Annotated in this window: 18 protein-coding genes; 1 reads left to right on the top strand and 17 read right to left on the bottom strand. The window is 46.8% G+C overall.

The features are described 5' to 3' along the window. Nucleotides 1-77 precede the first annotated feature (77 nt). From tuf to rpsO, 6 genes are all read right to left on the bottom strand, one after another. The gene (tuf, locus tag V7R88_RS08175) at nt 78-1,265 is read right to left on the bottom strand and encodes an elongation factor Tu (protein WP_003640798.1); all 1,188 of its coding nucleotides are present in this window, start codon (nt 1,263-1,265) and stop codon (nt 78-80) included. A 214-nt stretch (nt 1,266-1,479) separates the two neighbouring features. Beyond that, nucleotides 1,480-2,394, bottom strand: a complete 915-nt coding sequence (locus V7R88_RS08180) for a hypothetical protein (RefSeq protein ID WP_057717499.1) — start codon at nt 2,392-2,394, stop codon at nt 1,480-1,482. A 62-nt stretch (nt 2,395-2,456) separates the two neighbouring features. Further along, entirely contained in the window at nt 2,457-4,181 is a 1,725-nt protein-coding gene (locus V7R88_RS08185) for a ribonuclease J (protein ID WP_054396469.1), read from the bottom strand. Nucleotides 4,182-4,200: 19 nt separating this feature from the next. Beyond that, the gene (gene dapA / locus V7R88_RS08190) at nt 4,201-5,073 is read right to left on the bottom strand and encodes a 4-hydroxy-tetrahydrodipicolinate synthase (protein ID WP_057717498.1); all 873 of its coding nucleotides are present in this window, start codon (nt 5,071-5,073) and stop codon (nt 4,201-4,203) included. A gap of 117 nt (nt 5,074-5,190) precedes the next feature. Further along, on the bottom strand, nt 5,191-6,393 hold the full coding sequence (locus V7R88_RS08195) for an MFS transporter (RefSeq protein WP_057717497.1): 1,203 nt from the start codon (nt 6,391-6,393) through the stop codon (nt 5,191-5,193). Between the two features lie 135 nt (nt 6,394-6,528). After that, nucleotides 6,529-6,798, bottom strand: coding sequence for a 30S ribosomal protein S15 (gene rpsO, locus V7R88_RS08200; protein WP_003639022.1), 270 nt, complete (start codon nt 6,796-6,798; stop codon nt 6,529-6,531). A 227-nt stretch (nt 6,799-7,025) separates the two neighbouring features. Between rpsO and rpsT the strand changes: the two genes are divergently transcribed. Beyond that, on the top strand, nt 7,026-7,280 hold the full coding sequence (gene rpsT, locus V7R88_RS08205; protein ID WP_003645660.1) for a 30S ribosomal protein S20: 255 nt from the start codon (nt 7,026-7,028) through the stop codon (nt 7,278-7,280). Between the two features lie 171 nt (nt 7,281-7,451). Here the strand turns inward: rpsT and holA are convergent, their stop codons facing one another. The 11 genes from holA to V7R88_RS08260 all read right to left on the bottom strand — a co-directional run bounded on the left by holA (nt 7,452) and on the right by V7R88_RS08260 (nt 21,369). Further along, on the bottom strand, nt 7,452-8,513 hold the full coding sequence (gene holA / locus V7R88_RS08210) for a DNA polymerase III subunit delta (RefSeq protein WP_338816139.1): 1,062 nt from the start codon (nt 8,511-8,513) through the stop codon (nt 7,452-7,454). After that, a complete protein-coding gene (locus tag V7R88_RS08215; protein WP_338816140.1) occupies nt 8,464-10,755 on the bottom strand; it encodes a DNA internalization-related competence protein ComEC/Rec2 in 2,292 nt (763 codons plus the stop codon). Before V7R88_RS08215 ends, holA begins: the two co-directional genes overlap by 50 nt. Continuing rightward, nucleotides 10,756-11,241, bottom strand: a complete 486-nt coding sequence (locus V7R88_RS08220; protein WP_003645663.1) for a ComE operon protein 2 — start codon at nt 11,239-11,241, stop codon at nt 10,756-10,758. Between the two features lie 54 nt (nt 11,242-11,295). Then, complete coding sequence (locus tag V7R88_RS08225) at nt 11,296-12,021, bottom strand: helix-hairpin-helix domain-containing protein (RefSeq protein ID WP_054396459.1); 726 nt, start codon at nt 12,019-12,021, stop codon at nt 11,296-11,298. Nucleotides 12,022-12,120: 99 nt separating this feature from the next. Then, complete coding sequence (locus tag V7R88_RS08230) at nt 12,121-13,170, bottom strand: SepM family pheromone-processing serine protease (protein WP_057717494.1); 1,050 nt, start codon at nt 13,168-13,170, stop codon at nt 12,121-12,123. After that, nucleotides 13,163-13,654, bottom strand: a complete 492-nt coding sequence (coaD, locus tag V7R88_RS08235) for a pantetheine-phosphate adenylyltransferase (RefSeq protein ID WP_057717493.1) — start codon at nt 13,652-13,654, stop codon at nt 13,163-13,165. The genes V7R88_RS08230 and coaD overlap by 8 nt, the downstream gene beginning before the upstream one ends. A gap of 2 nt (nt 13,655-13,656) precedes the next feature. Beyond that, complete coding sequence (gene rsmD, locus V7R88_RS08240) at nt 13,657-14,220, bottom strand: 16S rRNA (guanine(966)-N(2))-methyltransferase RsmD (RefSeq protein WP_054396453.1); 564 nt, start codon at nt 14,218-14,220, stop codon at nt 13,657-13,659. A gap of 15 nt (nt 14,221-14,235) precedes the next feature. After that, a complete protein-coding gene (locus V7R88_RS08245) occupies nt 14,236-14,541 on the bottom strand; it encodes a YlbG family protein (RefSeq protein ID WP_057717492.1) in 306 nt (101 codons plus the stop codon). Nucleotides 14,542-14,701: 160 nt separating this feature from the next. Beyond that, entirely contained in the window at nt 14,702-18,133 is a 3,432-nt protein-coding gene (locus V7R88_RS08250) for a pyruvate carboxylase (protein WP_057717491.1), read from the bottom strand. A 30-nt stretch (nt 18,134-18,163) separates the two neighbouring features. Next, complete coding sequence (locus V7R88_RS08255) at nt 18,164-19,330, bottom strand: FtsW/RodA/SpoVE family cell cycle protein (protein ID WP_057717490.1); 1,167 nt, start codon at nt 19,328-19,330, stop codon at nt 18,164-18,166. A gap of 452 nt (nt 19,331-19,782) precedes the next feature. Continuing rightward, nucleotides 19,783-21,369, bottom strand: a complete 1,587-nt coding sequence (locus V7R88_RS08260; protein WP_057717489.1) for a TIGR03766 family XrtG-associated glycosyltransferase — start codon at nt 21,367-21,369, stop codon at nt 19,783-19,785. Between the last annotated feature and the right edge of the window lie 26 nt (nt 21,370-21,395).

The raw sequence follows: 21,395 nt of genomic DNA on the forward strand, positions 1-21,395 counted from the left end.
TATATTTTTCTTAAAAAAAGCGACCTGGAAGAAGACTTCCAAGTCGCTTAGATCAATCAATGAAAATCAGTTAGAGATTAGTCATCAATTTCTGAAACAACACCGGCACCGACAGTATGACCACCTTCACGAACCGTGAACTTGGTACCCTTTTCGATGGCAGCTGGTTGAATCAATTCAACAGTGAACGTTACGTTGTCACCAGGCATAACCATTTCAACGCCGTCTGGCAATTCAATAACACCAGTGATATCAGTGGTGTGGAAGTAGAATTGTGGACGATAGTTTGAGAAGAATGGCGTATGACGGCCACCTTCTTCTTTGCTCAAGATATAAACTTCACCCTTGAACTTCTTGTGGGTTTGGATCGAACCTGGCTTAGCCAAAACTTGGCCACGAACAACTTGTTCACGGTTAACACCACGTAATAACGCACCAACGTTATCCCCGGCTTCACCTAAGTCAAGCGTCTTACGGAACATTTCAAGACCCGTAACAGTTGACTTAAGAACATCTTCGTGTAAACCAACGATTTCAACTTCGTCGCCGACCTTAACAGTCCCACGATCGATACGACCAGAAGCAACAGTCCCACGACCAGTGATTGAGAAGACGTCTTCAACAGGCATCAAGAAAGGCTTTTCAGTATCACGAACTGGAGTTGGGATGTATTCATCAACAACATCCATTAAGTGCATGATAACCTTTTCTTGTTCTGGGTCGCCTTCAAGTGCTTTAAGCGCTGAACCACGGATAACAGGAATATCGTCACCAGGAAAATCGTATTCTGAAAGTAATTCACGTACTTCCATTTCAACCAAGTCAACTAATTCGTCATCGTCAACAAGATCGGTCTTGTTTAAGAAGACAACGATATAGTCAACACCAACTTGGCGAGCCAAGAGGATGTGTTCACGCGTTTGTGGCATAGGACCATCAGTTGCGGCAACAACTAAGATCGCACCGTCCATTTGAGCGGCACCAGTGATCATGTTCTTAACGTAGTCAGCATGTCCTGGGGCATCGATATGAGCGTAATGACGCTTTTCAGTTTCGTATTCAACGTGGGCAGTGTTGATAGTAATACCACGTTCACGTTCTTCCGGAGCAGCATCGATAGAAGCAAAGTCTTGTTCTTTAGCCAAGCCCTTAGATGCTAATACCTTAGTGATTGCAGCGGTCAAAGTAGTCTTCCCATGGTCAACGTGGCCAATAGTACCAATGTTTACATGGGGTTTTGTTCTTTCATAATGTTCTTTTGCCATTAATGAAACCTCCTGTGATTTTCGCAAGAATAGTGCCGAGGCCAAAATGGTCTCAACAATTCTTTAGTTAGTATTATACTACATCCTAGTGAAAAGGCCAAATCGCGCACCCATCACTGAGAATCCTTAAATATTATATATAGCCTAATCTGATTTGTAAACAGATATTATTCAAAAAATTGAATTTTTGTTAGTAAATTCTTATTACGCACGCTTATGATTGTAAATCAAGGCTAAATTGCTGAATTTTTTGTTGTACTTTCATCATTTTTTCAGTTTGATCATTGGGCTCCGTTAGCGGGTCCCCCGTTTGCTGACTGATCAAAATATTGATCCAAGCCGTGGCATCAGTAATAACCTGTGCGGCGCGAGGATATAAATACATTAATTGCAATTGTAAAAGTTCTCGTAAGCTTTCATATAGAAAAACATCTCGGTCACCAAGCCGCGCTTCCAAAACACGGTAAACGGCCTTGCTCGTTTCATCTTGACCGAGCGCCACTAACTTTGCCGGACATAGTGTCAAGATCTGCTCGTCCAATAGCCACTGCATCTTGACCGTTTCTGGTACTTGTAATTGGTACAGTGTATATAGGACTTCGACTCGTGTTAAGGGGTGCAAAAATGGATCCACTAATAGAAACTTTGCAGCCGTTAGATAACGTTCATATGGCAGGTGCCGGGCAGCTTGTAAGCCTGTCACTTGTTTCTGAACAGGCTGGTCAGATAAATGATAGAAATGACGCATGGTCGTAGTCAGCGTCGTGCCTAATGTTTGCTCAGCCGTGCGTTCCGCCGCATTTAAAGTTGCGATTGCAGTTGCCGTCCACGCACTCGCTGGACGTGCCCTGACCATGATGCGGGCGGAGATAAAGTCATGATTAGCAATCAGTGCGTTCAAATACAGATCTGCGGCCGCATCGGTTGCTAAATACTGCGCTTCAAACTCACTGGCATAGTTAGCTGCCGCCACGTATTGCTGATCAGCCACCAATGCTTGGACTAACTCATAATTGATGGCAGCCGTTTGCTGAGCTTGATACACCTGCTCCCACAAACTTGCCGCCTTGGACCAATCCTGATCTCGGCTAGCCTGTTCAGCGGCTAATTGGGTTTCGGCTATCGTCATTAAGCCTTCCTCCTCTTCATTGTAACCAAAAAAGTCGGAAGCAAATTCCGACTTTTTTAAGACTAAGCTTTAGATTCAGTCTCGACTGATTTGGCTGGTTTAGCCTTCTTGGTACGCCGATGATGCTGATTAACTTCCATAATAACTGGCAAAATAACTGGGTGCCGCTTAGTCTGATCCCACAAGTAATGGTTCAGCTTTTCACGAACAGCCTGTTTTAGATGGCCCCAATCAAACTCTTTGTTATCAAGGTTTTCTTGCACCGTCGTTTTGACTAACTCAGCGCTTTCTTTCATCAAGTCCTTACTAGTCTTGACGTAAACGAATCCTCGTGAAGTAATCTTAGGGGTCGCAATGATTTTCTTCTTTTTACGATCGATCGTGACCACTGCCACGAAAATACCGTCTTCAGACAAAATCTTTCGGTCCCGTAACACAATGTTCCCAATGTCACCGACCCCGATGCCATCAATCATCGTGTCGCCAACTTCGATGGAACCAGCCAGATGCATAGTGTCCCCATCATAACGTAACTGGTCACCTTTAGCGGCAATCAGAACGTGATCATCAGGAATCCCGACTTCACGTGCAAAGTCCGCGTGTGCATCCAACAGACGATACTCCCCTTGAATCGGAATAAAGTATTGCGGTTTCATCATGTTGATCATCATTTGCAAGTCGCGTTTGGCTGCATGACCAGAGGAATTCATTTCATCAGCAATCGCCTTAACGTCTGCATCAGCACGATAAATCATATCGCGGGTCTTAGCAACTACGGTTTCCATCGAATGTGACGGTGTGGTCGTAATGAACACTAAGTCGCCTTTTTCGATATTGACCTTGCTCTCCTGCTTATTCGCCATCCGCTGCAAGGCTTTGATTGGTTCGCCCATCCGGCCCGTCTGTAGAATCACAATCTGTTCAGGTTTGAATTTGTCAATGGTTTTAAGCGGGACGACAACGTCTTCCGGCATGTGTAACTTGCCTAAATCAATCGCAGTCTTCACAATGCTTTCAACATCACCAGGCATTAAAGCAACTTTGCGATCAGACTTCGCTGCGGCATCTAACACTTGCTGAATACGTAAGATGTTGGAGGCAACTGAAGCGACGATAATTCGTCCCGGATGGTACTTAAACGTTTCTAATACGTAGGCTGCGATTTCACGCTCACTGACCGGTTGTTCATAGTTTTCTGCATTAGCTGAATCACTCAGTAACGCCAACACACCTTTAGAGCCAATTTCTGCTAACCGCGCAAAATCAGTTTGATAATCGCCGGCAGCTGTCGGGTCAAACTTAAAGTCACCCGTGTATACGACCTCACCGGCACTGGTTTGAAGAACGATCCCCATGGAATCTGGAATCGAATGCGTGGTACGGAAGAATGAAACTGTGACTGTGCCAAAATCAATTTCCGTCTTTTCATTAATGATGTGGAAGTCATCAAATTTTTTGGCTTTCGGATCTTTTTGCAACTGAATTTTTGCCAACTCAATCGTTAACTCTGAGCCAAACACCGGCACGTTGAACTCATTTAAAAAGTATGGTAACGCACCAATAGCATCAGCGTGGCCGTGGGTCAAGAAGACACCCACGATTCGATCAGCATTTTCCCGCAAATAACTGAAGTCTGGAATCACGATATCAATTCCTAATAACTCATTTTCCGGGTATTTTAGCCCGCAATCTAAAATATAAATATCGCCATCGACTTCGACAGCATACATGTTTTTGCCGTTTTCACGGACCCCACCAAAGGGGGTAATTTGAATTTTACTACTCAATTATTTCACCTTGATTCTTCTAAATGTTTAATGTTTTGAAAAGTTGGGCGGTTTGTTCCGCACTCAACGGCAGGATTGGCAACCGGGGTTCACCCACGGGCTGGCCTAAATGATTCAACGCCGCTTTAACTGGCGATGGCGATGGCGCGCTAAACAGGGCACTCATCTTAGGTGTTAAGTCCCGCTGATACTTAGCGGCCGTCGCAATATCACCCTGGTCGATGGCACTAAACATCGCAGTCATCTCATCACCATAAATATGACTTGCTACTGAGATAACCCCAGCGCCACCAATTTCCTTAGCTGCTAAGCTCTGAGAATCTTCGCCTGTATACACAAGAAAATCAGCCGGTGCATTTTCGACGATGGCACCAAATTCCTCCATCGACGCACACTGCTTGATCCCAATAATATTGGGATTCTGTGCTAACGTTAAGACCGTTGACACGGCCATCTTCACAATGACTCGCCCAGGAATATTATAAATAATGACCGGTAAGCCGCCCTGATCAGCAACCGCTGAAAAGTGCGCAATCATGCCGGCTTGATCAGGCTTGTTGTAGTAAGGCACTACCACTAAAGCCGCGTCAATACCCTTGATCTGACTAACCTTCTTAGTAAATGCAATGGTGGCTGCGGTGCTGTTTGAACCAGTCCCAGCGACGATTGGTACTCGACCATCGACAATCTCAGCTGCTTTCTTTAGTAAGGTTAATTTTTCATCTTCGGTTAATGTCGGTGCTTCACCAGTCGTCCCACCCACCAGAATACCTTGGGTGCCGTGTGCCAATAAATGTTCAATCAAACTTGCTAACCGCTTTTCATCCAATTGTTGGTGATCATCGAAAGGGGTCACCATTGCGGTCATCAAATCAACGTTTGCAAAGTTCATGATCTAAAAACTCCTCTATTAAAATTTACAAGTACCAGCGTACCTGTTCCGATTAAGTAACTCTCCCCAGTTTACCACATTTTAAAGTAAAGCAATAGTTAGACCATTTAATGCAACCTAATGGTGCCGTTGGTGACTGAAATAGGTGACCCACAGTATCAGTGCAATCAGCTGCAATCCGGCCGTAACGATAAATATCGGCTGATAGCCCCACCAGTTGGCAACCATGACTGCCAATCCGGGACCGACTACGTTGCCGCAAGCCTGTGCGGACTGATTTAAACTAAACACACGCCCAAACGCCACGTGTGGGACATGTTCGACTGTCATCACTTGAAGTGCCGGCAATAGGGCCGCATCCGCAACCCCCAGGATTAGTCGTAGCCCGACCAACAACGCAACTTGGTGTACTAAACTAGTTAACAACAAGTCAACGATTGCTAAAATCAAAAAAATAATCAGACAACGACCGGCACCGAGCCGATCCAAAATGCGACCAACACGACCGGCCATCAGGATTGTGGCAAGACCCGGCGCAGCCGCCACGATTCCCGTCATCAAGACGATCGTCTGCGCCGTCGCTTGGGGCGCTAACTGTCCGACCAGCAAACTCAACAGTGGCGTTATCGCATTGGTGGTCGCTTGAACGACTAATAACGAGGTCAATAAGGCACAAATAAAGCGCCCCCCTAATTGATGCAGAATCGGCCCCAACGGTGGTAACGCGGTGCGACTCACTGGTGTCACGTCCTCCTGCACGCCCCACCAGGTGGCGGCAAAGACGAGGGCCATCAAACTGCTTGTCACCATGAACGCTCCCCGATAGCCAACCGTATTAGCAAGTACACTTCCCAAAAGTGGTCCCATCAATGTGCCACTAATGGAACCCGTGATCAATTTGCTCAGCCATAGACCACGTTGCTCGGCGGGTGCGGTAATCGAGATCAGGGCGTTCGCATTATTAATGTAACCTGAAAACGCGCCTTGGGCCGCTCGCAAAATTAAAAGTACGACCACGTTAGGCGCTAATCCCACGCCAAGAATCGTTAAGGTCATCATTCCAGAAGCTCGCAGGCACATCAGTTTGCGCCCCTTCTGATCTGCCAACCGCCCCCAAAGCGGAGCAATCAAGGCTTTGCAGGCATACGTTACGGCAAACGCCGCTGCCCCTAAAAAGTTCAGCTGGGTCGTCGAATAATCGCCTAGCGTCTGAATATACAGCACAATAAACGGTAACGTCATTGCGTTACCTAAATCCGTGATCAAGCTCCCAAACCATAAGACCCGAAAATTACGAGTCAACGTTTGCATTGCTTCCATGAAATCCCCTCATTCACTTTTGAATAAACATTAGTATAACGAACGGTTGTTTGGGATTAATAAAGTTTATGTATTGTTTCTGTAATTTTTCGCAAAAAAAAGAACCGCCCGCAGGCAGCTCTCATAATTTCAATATTAACGACGAAGACCAAGACTTTGGATTAAGTCACGGTAACGGTTAACGTCTTCTTTACGAAGGTAAGCTAACAAGTTACGACGGTGACCAATTTTCTTCATCAACCCACGTTGTGAATGAAAATCCTTCTTGTGAACACGTAAATGTTCGTTTAATTCGTTGATGTCTTCCGTTAAAACTGCAACTTGGACTTCAACAGAACCAGTATCGCCTTCGTGACGAGCATACTTGTTAATAAGCTCCGTCTTCTTTTCGCGTGAAATTGCCATGTGTTTCAACCACCTTTCCAATAATTGCCCTAAACTGAGTAAATCGTTGGTGGTGCACGAAAAACTAAGTAAAGGGTTGCTGAACACTTGATATAGTCTAGCAAACTAAGGAATAAAAAGCAAGTTTCAATACATATCAAGATAAATTACTTTACACATAACGGTTGCATTCAGGACGGGGCTTATGTATAATAGCATTTGTTGAAAAAATGATGGAGGTGAATCTGATGCCAATTATCAAATCCGCTATTGAACGCGTGAAAACAAACAATAAAGCAAACGTCCGTAACACCGCCCAAATGAGTGCGATGCGGACTGCTGTTAAAAAATTTGAAGCTGCTAAAACTGCTGGTGCCGACAACGTCGACGATCTATACTTAGCAGCAACTAGCGCCGTTGACAAGGCTGCTTCTAAAGGTCTTATCAAGCGCAACAAAGCTGCCCGTGACAAGTCACGGATGGCTGCACGTTACGCTAAATAAGCTAATTTTACGCCCGAGCATTGCGACGGCGTTTTTTTATTGTCATTAATAAGTCAAAAGATGGTCGACTGAATTCTTAGAATTCCAGTCGACCATCTTTTTATATCTTACATAAACGAGTCACATCATCACTATCGTCAGTAGTGGCCGTCATCGCTTAATCACATCTATCTAACGAGACGACCGCGTCGTGCGTGCCGCTTGTCGTTCATTAACGAATTGAACCATGAACAACTCAAAGAGTAATTCCGGATCACGTTGTGTCGTTTTCATTTGTACTTCCGTTTGGAGCAACCCCAAATACGCTGCACGCAACGCGGCTTGATCAAAATGACGGACCGTCTGCATGGCTAGCTTGACCCGATATGGATGTACTTTAAGTGTGCTAGCCAGGCTCCCCTGACTATAGCCCGCATGGACCATAATTTTGACCTGTAATAACAATCGGAATTGTCCTAATAAAATCGCATTGATTTTCAATGGTGCTTCCTGCGCAGCCACTAATTCATGATAAAGCTCAACAGCGGGCTGTGTCTGATACCGAAGCACATCATTGACCAAGTCAAAGACATTTTGCGTCAGTGATTTAGTCACTAGGGCTTGGACTGCCGCCAAATCAATTCGTTGCGACTGAGCCGCATAAATCATTAGTTTCGGTAATTGGCCCATAATCAGTCCCAACTGCCCATCAGTTCGATTAACCAATTTCTGTAGCGCATCCGCATCAATGCGGATTTGCTTCTCATCTAACGCCGCCTGCACGTAGCGCTGCGTTTCAGCCTCCGACACTTGGTTGATTTCCACCGTCGTTGCCTGTTTTTTTAACGTTTTAACGAGTTTTTTACGTGCGTCTAATTTCTCATAGGGTGCCATCAGTACCAGAATCGTACTTGGCTCTGGGTGTTCAAAATAGTGCTGTAGCGAGTCTAAATCATGGTCAACCTTGGTCTTCTTGTTTTCACCCGTCAAAAAATACGGGTGATTAATAAAGACTAACCGCCGCTCACCAAAAAACGGTGCCGACATCGCGTCATCTAAAGCCACGGCTACTGGCGTCGTTTCCATATCATAACTGCCGACGTTCATCGTCTGTTCTTCACTGGGAATTTGCTGCGTAAAAGCCTGTTTGAGCTGATCGGCCAAATAGTCGACCGTTCCCAAGATAACGTAGATTGATGCCAAGTCACCGTTGCGAATCGATTTTAACGCCTGTTGTGCGTTGATGGCGATCACCTTCCTTTAAAAATGTTTGCCAACGTCCCCGTCGATGATCAATAAAACGATAGGTAATCATCCCCTGCAAAGCCGTTGAATAAGTGACAATATGCTGTTCAGTTAAGGTTGCTAATGTCTCTTGATTCGGGTGTCCGTACCGGTTGTGCCGACCCACTGATAAAATACCGTGGTGAACACCTAATTGGTGCAAAGCTAACGGATCCGAGGCTGTTTTACTGCCATGATGCCCTAGCTTTAAAATATCCACGTGCAATTGTGGGTATCGGGCAACGATTGCACGCTCTCCCGCCCGATCAAGATCACCCGTAAACATGAAACGTTGGCGCCCAAAAACACCCGTTAGCACTAGCGAATCTTCATTTTCAGCTCGCCCCGGTTTAAATGGATGCACTGCAACCAATCCATCTGCAAACGTCTGGCCGGCCAAGGCTTCAATCACTTTCGGCCGCTTCTTAGCGGGCACTAGCAGTTTCTGAAACTTGGGCAAGTGCGCCATTCCGGCTGGCACCACCACCTGCTTGACCGGCATCAAGCGTAACAATTCACCCAAGTCACCAATGTGATCAACATCCTTGTGTGACAAATAAACTGAATCCAAGTGAGTAATCCCCAGCCGGTGCAAATAATTGACCGTAATCGTTTCCGCACGCGATCGCGGCTGGACCTGTTCTGCCTGCCAACGTGGCCTAGGAAAATGTAGTTGCCCCCCAGTGTCGATCAAGCTCACTTGGCGGTTAAATGGTTGGCGAATCAAAATCGAATCGCCCTGGCCGACATCGATGAATTGAACAGCGCCGTGAAGCGGAAAACGCAAACTAAGACTAAAACACGCATATGCCAGTAATAATCCACAGTAATACCGACGTTGCGGTGTCCGTAACAACCACAAACTCAATAAACTGAGCGTCCAGGCCCACAGCGCACTCGGTTGACCGATAATGAGTAGGCCGGGCCAGTGACTGACCCAATCAAGCCAGTTTTGGAAATTAGTCAACACCCACTCACACGTATTAGCAACATTGGCAGAACTAAAACCAATGCTAGCCCCAACAACTGTCACTGGCAATAGGACCCAACTAAAGATAGGTGCAACGATTAAGTTGACTGCTAAAGACCACAGATGCCACTGCGCCGTAGCCACCAGTAGGACCGGCAAGCTGATGATCTGAATCCAGATGGCTAACCGCCACGGCGGTAACCCGGGCATCAAGATCAGTAACAATGCTAGCCCATAGCTAAGCTGACCGCCTAATTGGCTCAGAACCAATGGATTGTGAACGATCCCCACCATCAGAGCAACGCTCCAACCGCTCAGCGCCCCACTTGACTGGCGCGTTAACAGTTGCCAAACAATCGGCAAGGCCGCAGTTACAACCGCTCGTTGCAAGCTATCGGCCCCGCCGCCCAACACAAGGTATGCTGGTAAGAGCCCTAATAACCAAATATCGATTGCTTGATGACTTAGATGCAGTCGTAACAAGACCCATTGTAAGAAGTTAACTAATAAAATAACATGCATACCCGACAAACTGAACAAATGCAATAGTCCCAGCTGTTGTACGGCCCCCATTGTCGTCTGAAAATCTGCGGGGCGCATCCCAACCAGTAGACTCGTCGCATAACGACTAAGCGTTGGCGGCAATCTTTGACAGGCTAGAAAGAATTGCTGACGCCATTGGTGTAATCGATCAAGTGGACCCAGCCAACCACGCCGCGGCGCAATTTCTATTCGTTGAACCGCTGTGACCGTCACTTGGCGGGCGACTCCTTGATTACGATAATACCGAGGCGCATTAAACTGCCCTGGGTTGGTAGGAGGTGCAATGGGCGCTGATTCCCCTTGAACACGCCAGACTGTCCGGCAAGTGAGCTGAGTCAAATGCTGTTTTTCAGCGGCATTTTTCAGCTGACCTCTAACGAGGAGTTTGCCCATTGGACTGGTGGTAATCAGCTGATACTGACCACCGCGCACCGTAATCGCATCAGGTTGAACGGCCAAGTCGAGTGCGACCACCTGACTAGGTTGTTGAACTATGGTTGTGAAACGATGATTTTGCCAATTTAGCCAGATTGCCATGGATACCACACAGCCGATCGTCGCCATCAAACAGTATCGATCTCGTAAACGGATAACTCGCATTAACCAAATTACTAATAATCCAGCTGCCAGCCATTGTTGGTCAACTAACCAACTACTAAGTAAGCCGCAAGCAATAGCGGCAAAAAATAGTGCGCGCAATTAGTCACGATCTAATAAGATTTGGTCAAGATTCAGTTTATCCAAGTCTGATTGGTCAAACTGCACTTGTTGTAAAGCCACGTGTTTGCGCTCAATTAACGACATGGCATACGCATCGTTATGATAATTACGTAAATAATGAATTTTTTGAATTCCAGCTTGCAATAACATTTTCGTGCATTGTAAACATGGAAAGTCCGTGACATAAATCTCGGCGCCATCTGTGGCCGCACCGAACTTTGCACATTGCAAAATTGCATTCATCTCCGCGTGAATGGTTCGAACACAGTGCCCATCAACAAGGTAACACCCCTCATCAATACAATGAACATCGCCGGATACCGAACCATTGTAACCACCCGCAATAATGCGTTTATCCCGGACGATCGTAGCACCGACCGAAAGCCGTTCACACGTGCTCCGACTCGCCAATAAGACGGCCTGCATCATAAAATACTGATCCCATGGAATTCGTTGATCTTTCATCATTTTATGCCTCACTTTCAATGACAGTAGTATACCAAATTGTGCGCTTTGAAACTAGACGGTGAGTTGGTCTTTGTATTTAGCCACGGTCTTTTCCCCAAAGCCGCTGACGTTTTTCAAATCATCAATCGTTTTAAAATTACCATGTTGCTGGCGATAATCGATGATTTTTTCAGCCTTCTTCTGTCCGATTCCACTCAGCTTTTGCAACGCGGCCACATCAGCCGTGTTGAGATTGACCTTATCCGTTGCCGCATGATCACTAGTTGGCGTCCCACCAGTAGGGGCCGTTGACGGCCCAACCGGTGGCGCAACGACTGGCGCCTGTTCACCCTTAACCGGCACGTAAATCACTTGTTGATCCGTCACCTTGGCAGCCAAATTAACTTGCCGAACATCGGCTTGGGGCTGCATGCCCTGTGCCAGTTGAATGACATCCGCAACACGCATACTCGCTGTCACTTGGTATAGTCCTGGTTTGTTGACCGCACCCTTAATATCAACATATCCTGGCGAACTGTCCCCCGCCGGATGGGCCGAGCTCGGCGTCGCATTCGACGGCTGGGTGCTCGTGGACGGTCGGTCACCACTTGGTTGGGGCTGACTCGTAGCCCCCGTTGATGTGGCACTAATCGAGCGTGCCAATAAGTTATCCGTGTTGGCGGGTTGGGGCTGTTTAAGTTGACTAAGGGCCCACCCGGTTATCAAAATAATCGTCACCGCACTCACACCGCCAACAATTCGCCAGTGTGTTTTAAGTAGCTTGATCCAATCTATCATTCATTTTCACCCCTTCAACGAATAGTTACGCAAAAGGGGTTACTGCCCATGAAAAAAGTTTGGGTTTTATCCCAAACTTTTTCAACTTACATCTCAATTTTACTGTGGGTGGGTCTGCAAATAACGAACGGCCTGCTTAAACGACGTCACTGGGACGACTTTCATATTTGGTGCGTATTTTTTCGCAGTCGCCTTAGCGAGTTGATAGTTGGTTTGACCCTTCTCTTCAACCGCCAAGAGCGCTTTGGTTGGTTTCACGTACGGTGCAAAGAAAATCGTCGCTCCCGCCCGCTTAGCAGCAATCACTTTCTTATCGATACCGCCAATCTCACCAACTTGTCCATTTTGATCAATGGTACCGGTCCCGGCAATCTTGCGTCCGTGTCGTAAGTTCTGATTGGTCAATTGCTGATAAATTTGCAAACTAAACATCAAGCCCGCCGAGGGACCCCCGATTTGTCCGGGATCGACCTTGACCGGAATAGTCGTCGTTACTTTAATATTATCAGTTAGACCAATGCCAATCCCGGCACGATGGGTGCTTAACCTGATCAATGGCGCGCTTGCTTGCTTCAAGTACCCCTTTCGCCGATACGTGATCGTCACACGATGTCCGACGCCCTGCTTACCAATATAATGCTGATAGGCACTGGCCGTATTAAAATGGTGCCCATCGACTTTCGTAATCGTATCGCCAACTTTTAATTGGTTTTTAAATTTCGAATTAGATTGCACCGTTAAAACGTAGATTCCCTGATAAGTCTTACGATATTGCTGATGTGCGGCTGAGTACGCTGTCGCGATGGCTTCATTGATCGCACTCTGCATATAAAACTTTTGCACCCGATTATAGGTCGCGTCATCCTGCCCGCCAGTCATGTCCTGAGCACTGACCACGTCATAGTGGGGATTCAGTTGCGCGTATAACCACAACAGCGGCGTCGCGCGAGCTTCTGCGACCGAAGTCAACATAAACTTGCCCGAATGATGATCTGGATGACGCTTGACAGTCACGAAGGCCTTCAAATTATTCGCACTCCCCGGTCCTTCAACATAGTATGGTAAAGGCACTAAAAACAACGCTAGCACCAACAGTACTACGACTAGCAAACCCCAGTAACGTTTGAACAGCTGACGGCCCCTAGTCATGTTGATCAGTTCCTAACCGCTGATGGAGTTTTTGCGCCACCGCGGTCGGGACGTACTTGGAAACGTCCGCGCCCATCTTTGCGACTTCCTTGATTAAACTGGAAGAAAAATAGGCGTACGGGGGCCGCGCAATCAAGCAAATCGTTTCAATCGTCTCGTCCAATGACTTGTTCATCCAAGCAATGTCACGTTCATACCCGAAATCCTGTTCATTCCGTAGTCCTCGTACTAGGACTGTCGCATGGACGCTCGCCATAAAATCAACGGTCAAGCCAGTCGCAGCTTGAACTTCAACGTTTGGCAAGTCCGCGACCTCTTCGCTGATCATGGCAACCTTTTCCGTCATCGTAAATAACGGTTGTTTGCTCGTATTGACCATGACGGCGACGATCAATTGGTCAACCAATTGGCTCGCCCGTTGAATCATATCTAAGTGGCCCCGCGTGATTGGGTCGAAACTTCCCGGAAAAACTGCTGTCACCATACTTACCCGACCTCCGTTACTTTTTGGTAAATGGTAATGACCGTAATACCGTAATCTTGTTGTCTGATCAACTCAAACCCCGGTAAAGTGGCCGGTAAGTTCGCATTCGTATCTGTCTCACAGATAATCCGACAGCCCGGATTCAACAATCCCAGTGCATCACAATGCTGAATATCCTTCACGATCTGTTGTTTGGCATAGGGTGGGTCTAAAAAGACCCAGTCAAAATGTTCGTCCTGCGCGGCTAACCGGTCCAAAATTCGTTCGGCATCGCCCTTGATCACTTCAAATCGTTCGGGCGCCTTGGTCACGGCAATGTTATCCTTGATCGTCTTGATGGCCTGATACTGCCGATCAATCAGAACAGCCCGAGCCACTCCGCGTGAAACAGCTTCGATACTCAACCCGCCGCTCCCAGCAAACAAGTCCAAGGACTGCCCACCATCAAAATAGGGGCCAATAATATTAAAAACAGCTTCTTTAACCTTATCCGTCGTCGGCCGGGTCTGCATGCCGGGTACGGCTTTAAGCCGCCGACCACCAAAGTCTCCTGCTACAATTCGCATCTCATCTTCACCAACTTAATCCTCATCATCATCGTCATCAGGTGCACCAGTCGTGGTGGGCTTAAAGAAGCCTTGATCCACCCGTTCACCAAAGTTCATTGCAACGTCCGGGCGGTATGACGGTTCAACCCTGCGGACAAAATTTAATTTTTTGATTTTCGTGGTTGCGGCTGGAATTTGATTTTCATCCATGTACAAGACCACATAATGTTCCTTACGCGATTGGTATTGAATTAATCCAAAGCGTTTCAATTGACGCACCTGCTTCATCGAATGCATATACACGATGAGCGACCGGCGCGGTTTAACTGTAAAATCCATCGAACCTCACCTCTTCTACTTGCGTTGCTGTTTAAATGTTAGGCTAGATTCAGCATTTCGTCAACTAGGTTCTTGCCCGTGCGGTAGTTTTATCGACGCAACGCTGAATCCAAAAAATCACTAGTTGCCTGAGCCACTAGTGATTTTGTTCAAAATAGCCTTATTGTGGTGCGATTTCTAGCAGAAGGTCATCCGTTTGAATGACGTCACCCGCATTAACATAAATATGTTCGATGACCCCATCTTCCGGTGCTTGAATGGTTGTTTCCATCTTCATGGCTTCTGTCACAAGTAATGGATCACCCTTCTTGACCGTTTGGCCCTTCTTGACTAACAGTTTCAAAACAGACCCACTCATTGTTGCCCCAACTTCATCCTCGTTAGTTGGTTCTGCCTTGCGCGTGCTAGTTGCTGATTGGTGAATTGAATTGTCCTTGACCATAATCTCTTGATTTTGACCATTGATACTAAAGTAAAGTGTCCGGACACCATCGACATCGGGATCACTGATCTGATTGAGTTTAACAATCATCGCCTTACCTTTTGCTAACTCAATATTGACCGTTTCGCCAAGCCGCATGCCTTGGAAGAAGGTCGGTGTGTCCAAGAGTGACACATGCCCATAACGCTTGTGGCTAGCATCGTAATCCATGAAGACCTTCGGATACAGAATGTAACTAAGCACTTCCTGATGGTTCGCTTCATGACCTAGCTTAGCCGACAATTCGGTTTTGACCGCGGCGAAGTCAGCTGGTTTAGCTAAACTACCAGGCCGGACGGTCAATGCCGGATGATCTTTCAAGATGATCTGCTGAAGCTTCTTTGGAAAACCACCGACTGGTTGACCAAGATTGCCAGCAAAGAAGTTGATAACCGATGCTGGAAAATCAAGTTTAGCTCCCTGATCGTAAACGTCATCCGGTGTCAGGTGATTTTCCATCATGAACAACGCCATGTCACCGACGACTTTGGAACTTGGCGTAACTTTGATAATATCACCAAACATGTCATTGACCGTCGCATACATCGTCTTAACTTCTTCCCAACGATCACCGAGACCAACTGCCTTGGCTTGTTGTTGCAAGTTGGAGTATTGACCACCCGGCATCTGCGTCTGGTAAATGTCCGTTTGGGGACCAGTCATTCCGTTCGAGAAGTCTTGGTAGTACGGCCGCACACCTTGCCAGTAGCGATTGATAGCTTCAACATTATTGATATCAACATCGGGTTGGCGATCATTGTGGGCTAACGCGTAGTATAACGAACTCATTGATGGCTGACTGGTTGTACCTGATAGTGCACTTGCAGCAACATCGACCACGTCAACACCAGCTTCCACCGCCCGGGCGTAAGTAAAGATCCCGTTACCCGTCGTATCATGCGTATGCAGATGAACTGGCACGGACAGCGTGTCTTTCAACGTCGATACCAATTCGTAAGCGGCCTCTGGCTTTAACACGCCCGCCATATCCTTGATGGCAATAATATCGGCACCAGTTGATTGCAAATCCAATGCTAACTGCCGGTAATAATCAAGATTATACTTCTGCCGATCAGGATCCATGATATCGCCCGTATAACAAATTGTTGCTTCCGCAATCTTACCAGTCTCTTTAACCGCCTGAATACTCTTTTCCATCTGAGGAATCCAATTCAAACTGTCAAAAATACGGAAGACGTCAATGCCACTCTTAGCTGCTTCTAAGATAAATTCGCGAATCACATTATCCGGATAATTCTGGTATCCAACCGCATTGGACCCACGGAACAACATTTGAAAGAGTGTCCGGGGCATTGCCTGGCGAAGCTCTTTGAGTCGGTTCCACGGATTCTCGTTGAGGAAGCGGTAGGCAACGTCAAAGGTCGCCCCACCCCACATCTCATACGAGAATAGCTGTGGTAACGCCTTTTGTGACGCTGCCGCAACGGCGAGCATGTCCTTGGTCCGCATCCGCGTCGCAAACAGACTTTGATGTGCATCCCGCATGGTCGTATCCGTTAACAGCACCTGCTTCTGGGCTAACAACCACTGTTGTAGTCCCTGCGCACCTTGCTGATCTAACACGTCTTTGGCCGTGACGATGTCGGGTGCGATCGGTTGAAAGTCGTCCTTGAATTCAACGTCCGGATAGTACTTCTTCGAATGCTGGGCAACGTCAGCGAAGCCATTGACCGTCACATTTCCAATATACTTCAACATCTTATCTTCACGTTGCGTATCGTCAGGAAATTTGAAGAGCGCTGGGGTCTGATCAATAAACCGAGTCCCCGCTTCCCCAGCTTGGAACGTTGGGTTGTCAATCACATTCAACATAAATGGAATGTTCGTCTTCACACCGCGAATATCAAATTCAACCAAGACGCGCCGCATCTTATGAACAGCCGCTTTGAAGTTTCGTGCCGCCACACAAGCCTTCACAAGCAGTGAATCAAAATAAGGTGTTACGATTGCACCGGAATAAGTATTACCGGCATCTAAACGAACCCCATTACCACCGGGCGACCGGTACGTCTCGATACGACCAGTATCCGGCATAAAATCGTTCGCTGGATCCTCCGTCGTAATCCGGCACTGAATGGCCGCGCCCTTGTATGTCAGGGCGTCTTGGTGTGGTAATCGTAAATCCTCGAATAAGTCGCCACCCATCGCAATTTTGAGCTGCGCGTGAACAATGTCGATTTCGGTAATCATTTCTGTCACCGTATGTTCAACTTGAACCCGTGGATTAACTTCCATGAAGTAGAACTGGTCACCTTCAACCAAGAATTCAACCGTTGCGGCGTTCAAATAGTGGACGCTCTTCATTAAGTCGACTGCCGCATTACAAATTTTTTGCCGCAATTCGATTGGGAGGGCCACGGCCGGTGCAAATTCAATCACCTTTTGATTACGACGCTGCACCGAACAATCACGTTCGAACAGGTGCATCACATTGCCGTGCGCATCCGCTAAAATTTGGACTTCAATGTGCTTGGGGTTGGCGATGAATTTTTCTAAGTAAATCTCATCATCACCAAAGGATTGCATGGCCTCTGAACGGGCACGGTCGAACGCTTCTTGTAATTCAGAAGCTTCGTGAACGATCCGCATTCCCCGACCACCGCCACCCATAGCAGCTTTGATCATAATTGGGTAACCGTATTGCTGGGTAAATTGTAACGCCTCGTTCAAGCTAGTGACCGGGTGCAAGGTACTTGGAATCGTCTGCACACCAGCATCACGGGCCACCCGTTTGGCCGTAATCTTATCACCAAACATCTCGAGGTGCTCTGGCTTCGGACCCACGAAGGTCATACCTTCTTCAGCAATCCGCCGAGCAAAAGTAGCATTTTCAGATAAAAAACCGTAACCTGGGTGAATCGCATCCACATGATTTTCTTTAGCGATGCGAATAATATCTTCAATATCCAGGTAAGCCGCAATCGGCGCCTTACCCTCACCTACTAGGTACGCTTCATCAGCTTTAAAACGGTGAACTGAAAACTCATCTTCTTTGGCATAAATCGCAACAGTTTGAAGGCCCAATTCGTGACATGCACGGATGACCCGGGTCGCAATTTCGCCACGGTTAGCAATTAATACTTTCTTCACCAAAATCCCTCATTTCCAAATAAAATCGTCTTAGCCTGCCTGTCGAACCGTATCAAGGCGCGCCATTTTTTCAAGTGCGCTGATGTTTAATACCAACCCTAATGAAAGCGTCAATACCATCATGCTAGAACCACCATAACTCATGAACGGGAAGGTCACCCCAGTAATTGGAATCAAACCAACGATCCCACCGACATTAATAAATGCCTGAATCGTCATGTAGGCCGCGACCCCGTAACAGACCAACGCGTTGAACGTATTAGTCGCACGAACACCGATATAGATCGTGCGCATCACGATGACAAGTAGTAAGCCCATTATGAGTAAGATGCCGATTAATCCGAGCTCCTCAGAGGTGATCGACATAATAAAGTCAGTGTTCGGTTCGGGTAAATAGCCGCGTTTTTGCAAACTATTCCCGATTCCGACCCCTGTCAGGCCGCCATTTGAGATGGCATAGTAAGAGTTGACCAGCTGCGTCCCAGCCCCGGAAGCCGTCTTAAACGGATTCAAAAAACCGAGGAACCGCCGTAACTGATAAGAATTTGCAAAGGCACTCTGGGGTAAGCGACTCACTAGGGGAACTAAGATCCACTCAAATGCGGCAACCGCCCCAGCAAAGACACCAACACCCACAAAGTATGAAATGCCACTTGCAAACAAAATAACTGCCGCAATGGCTAAATTAATCGTGGCGCCACCAAGGTCCGGTTGCACAAAAATCAATAAAATCATCGCGAATAACATCACAAACTGAGCACCCAATTCCCGCATCCGGGCCACCCCAAAATGCGCCTCACGTTGAGAAATGATGGATGCCAAGTAAATGATCAAGTAAAACTTACAAAATTCAGCTGGTTGAATCGAGACTGGCCCCAAAATGATCCAGCCAGCTGCCCCATTAATTGATTGGCCAATCAATCGGAGAAGAACCAAAACAAATAACATTGCAAACCCTAATATACCAAGTAACCTGGTTTGCTTAAAAATGTCGATTTTCAAATTCATACAAACCAAGGTGATCACTAAGCCTAAGACGACCCAGATCAGTTGTTTAACTAAATAACCGGTGGGTGTCGAACCGTTTTGTGCGGCTACGTATGAACTCGATGAATAGACCATGACTACGCCGATCCCGCTGAGAATCAAATACGGGATAAACAGCACATAGTCCATATAGTGCAACTTTTTCCACATGAGCTTAAATCCCACCCTAATTAATATCTCAATTCGAATTATTCCCACGATAACGCGAACTGTTTGCTTGCAACAATTATAGCATAAGTCGATTTTAACACAGCATTTTCACATATTAATTTGTTGTTTTTTAATCAAGTTGGGATGACTGATTTACAAACCGGTGTCTTTTGTCCAAAACGCACTTGATTGGCAGCACCTATCGTCCTGCCCCTTAACCCGCCTCACAGACTTACCTTTGGCCACTAGTCTAGTACTTGATTGCGATGAATTGAACCGTATTGGCACTCATAATAGCGGTGATACCCCAACGCGCGTCTAACTTCACGATGAATCATGTAGACAACAAAATAGCCGTGGGACGCCTGATCTAGGCCTCACCACAGCTATTATTGCTTTACTCACAACTCACTTGCATCAATCACGGATCACACGTCCTGACGATTGCCGGCTCACTCAGCTTCATCTGCCGCAATTGCCGCTTGCAATTTACGTTGATACCAATCCACGACGCGCCGAATATTTACAACGGCCCGCTCAAATGAGAACACACCAAGTAATAATAAACACGGTAAGTACTGGATTAAATACCGACTCCGACCACCTTCGAATAAGAGGAGGAAGATAAAGCCACCAATCATCGCCAACCGGAGTAGTTGAAGCAACTGGCGACGTGGCCCAAAGCCTAACGCAATAATCACGAGTAATGTGATCCACCACAGTTGCGCCACGAATCGGAAATCCGCAATATGGCGACCGTATAAATAAATAAAGTTTTTTAACCAATTACTAAAACCCTGATCACTTGGCTTTTGATTTTCGCGGAAGAAATTACCCTCCTTCAACCAGCCAAAGGTCCCGTCAGCGGTATTGTTGCGTTGCTTTTTTACCAAAAATTCAAGGTAGCCCCACGGTCCCAGTTTTTTGAGTTGTCGCTTCAGCATCTTGATCGAATACGCCGTTTTTTGCGCCTTGGTTGGCAAAACGGCCATCTGGATCGCCTGCTTTTCACTGTACCCACCGGAGCCGTAAACACCCATAGCCATAAAATGAATCGCCGGAATCGACCTTGATTTATCGATTTTGATATACGTCTGGTTCTGAATGGCTTGATTTGTATAGTGATAAGTGATACCGGCACTTTCCAGCATCAAAATTGCCATGGCGACCGTCACAAAAATCATCGTCGTTTGTGAACCCTGCCGCGACCGCAAACGTGCTAAACAGCTGATGATGGCAATGGCGATTACCGGAATAATCGATGACGGTTTCATGAAGTACGTTAATGCCACGCTTACACCAAATCCGACCGCAGCTGCCACACGCAGTAACGGCGGTCGCTTCGTTTGACTCATCACGAAATAGCACAGCATAAAAAACGAGACCAACGGTAATCCCCAGGCATCCGTATACGGCATGATGATACTGGGAAAAACCGCCAACCACCCGGCATGCAAATACATCGCAATCCCTAACGCTGAGCGCCGAACCACCAACACGCTCAGTATATTGAAGGCTGCTGACAAATCAACAAACAACAGTGTCAGGTAATTAAAGAATTGCCACGACGTTTGCCCCGTCACTTCTGATAGCCAGTGCATAAAGAGCATGATTGGCATGTTATTTTGATTAAGACTATAATACGCCGTCACGCCCACCTCTTGGACGTGCTTCGCACTGGTAGCGGCGTAGTGGAGCATCCCAGCATCAAAACCACTGACGGGATGGACAAAGGTTACGAACACGATCTGCCCAATGAAAACAAGGGCTAGCAACCCACCTGCCGTCCGAATCTGATGGGTGATCAATAGTCGATATAGCCCCCGATGAACGCGTGGATAGGCATAATTCATAATCAACACGGCCACAATGACAATAATCAACCCCGTCGTCAACAAGGTCGTACTCGTCCCAAAGGTGGCATTATCCCCTAAGATAATATTCGGCGATACCACGGCAAATAACAGCATTGGCGCAAATAGTAACCACCAAATACTCGTAATCATTTTTTGACTAAATTGGTAAATATAACGTCTCATCGTTACTCTGCTTTGGTTGAACCGGC

Source organism: Lactiplantibacillus argentoratensis, from assembly GCF_037290055.1.
Taxonomy (GTDB): Bacteria; Bacillota; Bacilli; order Lactobacillales; family Lactobacillaceae; genus Lactiplantibacillus; species Lactiplantibacillus plantarum.